The sequence below is a fragment of the Bacteroidota bacterium genome (assembly GCA_018698135.1).
Taxonomy (GTDB): Bacteria; Bacteroidota; Bacteroidia; order CAILMK01; family JAAYUY01; genus JABINZ01.
The window spans coordinates 1-5,341 of the sequence record JABINZ010000227.1 but is presented as its reverse complement, the minus strand read 5'-3'; the positions used below and the strand labels follow the sequence as shown (position 1 = coordinate 5,341).

Below are 5,341 nucleotides of genomic sequence, written 5' to 3'. Positions count from 1 at the left end.
GATTTCCTGATAGGTCAAAGATGAGAACTGAAAATCAAGTTTCTTCAATTGATGATTTCTGGCTACAATAGAATCGAAAATAACATCCTTAGCCATGTGAAATCTAATCTGTTCAAAATTGCCTTCTATATCAATTTCTCTTTTACTATCAACATTAAGCAGTTTATTAAACAATACTTTCTGTGTAACTAAAATATCCTTTAGCAACAAAAGATTATTTTCAAGATCAGCTAATTCCATTTTTATCCTAATTTCATCAACAGCTGATCCTTTTCCAGTTTCTATTTTAATCAATGCCAAGCTTTGAAAAGTTTGTAGAATTTCGATGTTATCAACCATAATGTTGATTGACTCACTTGTGTAATATAAATTGAAATAAGCTGAGTGAATATTGTAATACAATTCTGCTTTACTATCTTCAAACATCTCATATTTGGCTTTAGCTAATTGAACTGCACTGTTCCCTTTTGCTTTCAAGCTTCCAATCCAGGGAAACATCTGGCTGGCTGAAAACCGAAATTCCTGAGGGCCATTTCGTGTTTCAACTGGCTTTATAAAATAGGCAAATGCAAACTGAGGATCAGGTAGTGCTTTAACTTGAGGAACAATTTCCAAAGCAGCCATATACTCATTGAATTCAGCTTGTAAACCAGGATTATTTATCGCAGCATTTTCAAGGTATTTATTCAGAGCATCCTGCGCAGGCAATAGATTTACCACGAATAGCCCGAATATTATCAATACTAATTTTATGTAGTTCATGATTCAAATTGTTTTATTGATTCATTTTTTTTATAAAGGCTTTCCTGCCATATGCTATACAATACAGGAACAACAAAAATGGTTAATATGGCAATTAGCATCCCGCCAATTATTGGGATGGCCATAGGCACCATAATATCCGATCCTTTTCCAGTTGATGTGATTACAGGAAGTAATGCAATTATAGTTGTAGCTGTTGTCATAATGGCTGGGCGAACTCGCTTACTTCCAGCTTCCAAAACATTAGACCTGATTTCAGAAATACTTCCCGGTGGTTTTCTCTCAAAAATCTGCTTTAAATAAGTACTAATCAGTACTCCATCGTCTGTTGCAATTCCGAATAAGGCAATAAAGCCTACCCAAACAGCCACACTAAGATTTATATTATGTATTTGAAATAAATTTTGAAGCTCAATACCTGCAATGCTAAAATTCATAAACCAGGATTGTCCATATAACCATAACATGATAAATCCACCTGAAAAAGCGACAAAAATTCCCGAGAATATTAGCAATGCACCTGTAACCGAGCGAAACTGAAAATATAATATGAGGAAAATTAGAATTAAAGAAATAGGTATAACCATCAACAAACGTTTGGTTGCCCGTATTTGATTTTCATAGTTTCCAGTAAATTTATAATTTACACCAGCGGGAATTATTAATTCCCCTAATTCCATTTGTTCATCGAAATAGTCCTGTGCATTTTCAACTACATCTACTTCCGCATAATTGGGTTTTTTATCAAAAATAACATATCCAACTAAAAATGTATTTTCACTTTTTATCAATTGTGGCCCACGTGTATAGCTAATATCTGCTAATTCTCCCAAGGGGATTTGTGCTCCTGTTGGTGTTGGTATGAGGATTCTTTTCAAATCATCTGGATTGTCACGATATTCTCGTGCATATCTTACTCGAACAGCAAAACGTTCCCTCCCTTCTACTGTATTGGTTAGCTGCATGCCACCAATGGCACTACTCAATACCATTTGGATATCATAAATCGTTAAACCATATCGAGATAAATTATCTCGGTTCAGATTAATTTCCAGATAAGGTTTTCCAACCACTCTGTCAGCAAAAACAGATGATGGTTCAACACCCTCGACATGTTTTAACTGCTTTTCTAAATCATAACCAACTTTTTCTATCGACTCTAAATCCGGTCCAAATACTTTGATACCCATTGGGGCTCTCATACCCGTTTGGAGCATAACCAAGCGTGTTTGAATAGGCTGAAGTTTAGGTGCTGATGTTAATCCAGGAATTTTTGATTGTTTTCCAATTTCAGTCCAAATATCGTCTGGTGAATGAATGTGTTCTCGCCATTGACGAAAATATTCGCCTTTTTTACTCTCAATCAATTCGTCCTTATTGAAAAGCCTGAAATCATTTTCCTCAGGATCATATGTTTCTCCATTTGCCAACTCAAAAGCCCCTTCTTTATTTGTTTTAAATCGCAAACGCTTTCCATTTTCATCCATTATATACTCCGGCCGATAATTGATTACGTTTTCAAACATTGATGTAGGTGCAGGGTCAAGTGCAGAATTTACACGTCCCCATTTACCAACTACACTTTCAACTTCAGGAATGGAATTTACTTTTAAATCCAATAAGCGAATAACCTCAATATTTTCTTCAATTCCGGAATGTGGCATGGTAGTAGGCATTAGCAAAAAGGATCCCTCGTCCAGCGAAGGCATAAATTCTTTTCCAATACCCGGAAAGGTTTCTGTTAAAGAGCTAAATGATTTGCTATTTTTGATTCCGTTTGGTAAAAATCCAAATATTTTATCAACTCCCTGCCAACTTATTATTCCAAAAAATAATACTATGATTGGAATGCTCAAGAATCTCCCTTTATTTCGAAGACTCCAGTTTAAAATATTAGGATAATAATGTACAATGGACATGAGCAATCCTAAAACCAAGGCAATAACGACTAAAACAAATACAAAATTTCCCAATAAACTATTTTGTGCTCCCAAAGGCATCCATTCTTTGGTCAGGAAAAACAAAACAACCACTAAACTGATTCCAATATTAATGTAATTAACAAAATGCTTTTTGCTTTCTTGCCACTTAAATGCAAACAATCCATTTATACCCAAAGCAATTAATGCAATTGCAACAAACGATTGTGTAAACACAAAAAACAATATACCTGCTGCTATAATAATAATATTCCAAAATCTGCTTAAGCGTTTCTTGTCAATTTTAAATTGAAAAATAATATGGGCTAATGCGGGAATGACCATGAGTCCAATAATCAAAGCCGAAATCATTGCAAAAGTTTTTGTGAAAGCAAGCGGTCTGAACAACTTTCCCTCCGCAGCCTGCATGGCAAATACTGGTAAAAAACTGATTATTGTAGTGGTTAAGGCGGTAATTACTGCAGATGCTACCTCAGTAACTGCTGTGTAAATTACAGCCAACAATGCTTTGCCTTTTGCTCCTTTATTTTCGGGCAATTCTATGTGTCGGATTATATTCTCAGTGAATACCACGCCAACATCAACCATCACTCCAATAGCTATGGCAATACCTGATAAAGCTACAATATTGGCATCTACTCCAAATTTACGCATACTAATAAAAGTCATTAGTACACCAATTGGGAGTAAACTAGAAATTAAGACCGATGCACGTAGGTTGAAGACGAGTATCAATACAACCAAAATACTAATTAATATCTCCAATGTTAAGGCTTCTTGTAAAGTTCCTAAAGTTTCTTTGATCAAACTTGTTCTGTCATAAAAAGGAATAATTGTAAGTTTGGAAACAGTGCCATCATCCAATATTTTACTGGGCAAACCAGTCGCTATTTCATCAATTTTTTCTTTAACATTGTTGATGACCTCCAGCGGATTTGCCCCATAACGAGCTACAACAACTCCCCCAACTGCTTCTGTACCATCTTTATCCAATCCACCACGTCTGGTTGCAGGTCCATAATTAACTTTTGCAACATCTTTAATTCGGATTGGAATATTGTTTTTGACCGTTACAACGCTTTTCTCTAAATCCTCAATGCTTTTAATATAACCCAATGCCCTGATAAGATATTCAGTGCGATTAAATTCAATAGTTCGCGCTCCAATATCCAAATTACTTTTTTTAACAGCATTCATTATTTGAGATACTGTAACACCATGTGCTTTCATCGCATTTGGATCAATATCCACTTGGTATTCCTTAACAAAGCCACCAATAGATGCCACTTCAGAAACACCTTTTGCTGATGTTAATGAATATTTCACATAAAAATCCTGAATAGTTCTAAGCTCTTGAGGATCCCAACCACCAGCCGGATGTCCATGTTTGTCTCTTCCTTCTAGTGTATACCAATAAATTTGACCCAAAGCAGTAGCATCCGGACCAAGAGAAGGAGTTACGTCATCTGGTAATGTGCCTGAAGGTAAAGAGTTCAACTTTTCCAAAATCCGGGTGCGACCCCAGTAAAACTCAATATTATCTTCAAAAATTATATAAATGCTGGAAACACCAAATATTGAATTAGACCGTATTGTTTTTACACCTGGAATTCCCAAAAGAGCTGTGGTTAACGGATAGGAAACCTGATCTTCAATATCTTGAGGAGACCTCCCAGCCCATTCAGTATATACTATTTGCTGATTTTCACCTATATCAGGAATGGCGTCAACAGGAACAGGATCGCGGGGAAAAATACCAGTATTCCAGTTAAATGGAGCTGTCATTATACCCCAACCAATAAAAACGATTAGCAAAATAAGTGTAACCAGCTTATTTTCAAGAAAAAACTTTATAGTTTTATTTAACATGTGAATTGTTTAATAATTATTTCAAAGTATTCAATAAATAAATACAGAAAATGAGATGGATGCTGGATAGGAAAGCTATAATTTACCTTTAATAAGTAAAGTTATAACTTAAGCATTAGCATCTCTAAAATAACTATTAAATGAGTAGGCGCTGAATCTGAATGTAAATATCAGATTCAATAAGAGGGGGTTTCCTAACTGAATACAAAGAAGCAATTCTTTCAGTATTGTCGAATTGTGTCTGATTAATTTCAACAAAATTGATTAGACTTGACAAAGCTAAAGCATTCTCTGATTGCTGAATATCCTCAACAACATAATCTTTATCAAATTGAATGGATATTGTCTCACTTTGACAACAATTTGGATTTGTACAGCATGTTTGCACTTCCTTAAAAATACTGATGGAAGCCAGCTCATCATGACAATAATGCACACTAACAACAACACCAACCGAGGAAATCAGTAAGATGAATGCAATAACAATGTGAATTATTTTTTTAATGTACATGCTCGGAATTGCGCAAAAACAATACCACAATGAAGTACCTGATTAGTTGTTTTGTCGGATTTTAAGGAGAAAAAGCCAATTTTGCATTTTTTCAGTCATTGAAAACCATCTATTTAATAATTAAATAGGATGATATTAATCATTCATAATTGAGAAGAAAATAAATATTTCACCATCAATTGGGAAAACCTAGATAAATAATCATAAAAAGAGAAATAGAATGTTTTAAACTATTATTAATCAGTAGCCTGCTGATTTT

At 34.7% G+C, this 5,341-nt stretch carries 3 protein-coding genes; all 3 read right to left on the bottom strand.

The window, feature by feature from the left end; genetic code table 11:
• Positions 1–762: TolC family protein (locus HOG71_14385; GenBank protein ID MBT5992036.1), on the bottom strand; the 762-nt coding region annotated here is incomplete at its 3' end.
• Entirely contained in the window at positions 759–4,571 is a 3,813-nt protein-coding gene (locus HOG71_14380; protein ID MBT5992035.1) for an efflux RND transporter permease subunit, read from the bottom strand. The genes HOG71_14385 and HOG71_14380, both read right to left, overlap by 4 nt.
• A 136-nt stretch (positions 4,572–4,707) precedes the next feature.
• A complete protein-coding gene (locus HOG71_14375; protein ID MBT5992034.1) occupies positions 4,708–5,082 on the bottom strand; it encodes a hypothetical protein in 375 nt (124 codons plus the stop codon).
• Between the last annotated feature and the right edge of the window lie 259 nt (positions 5,083–5,341).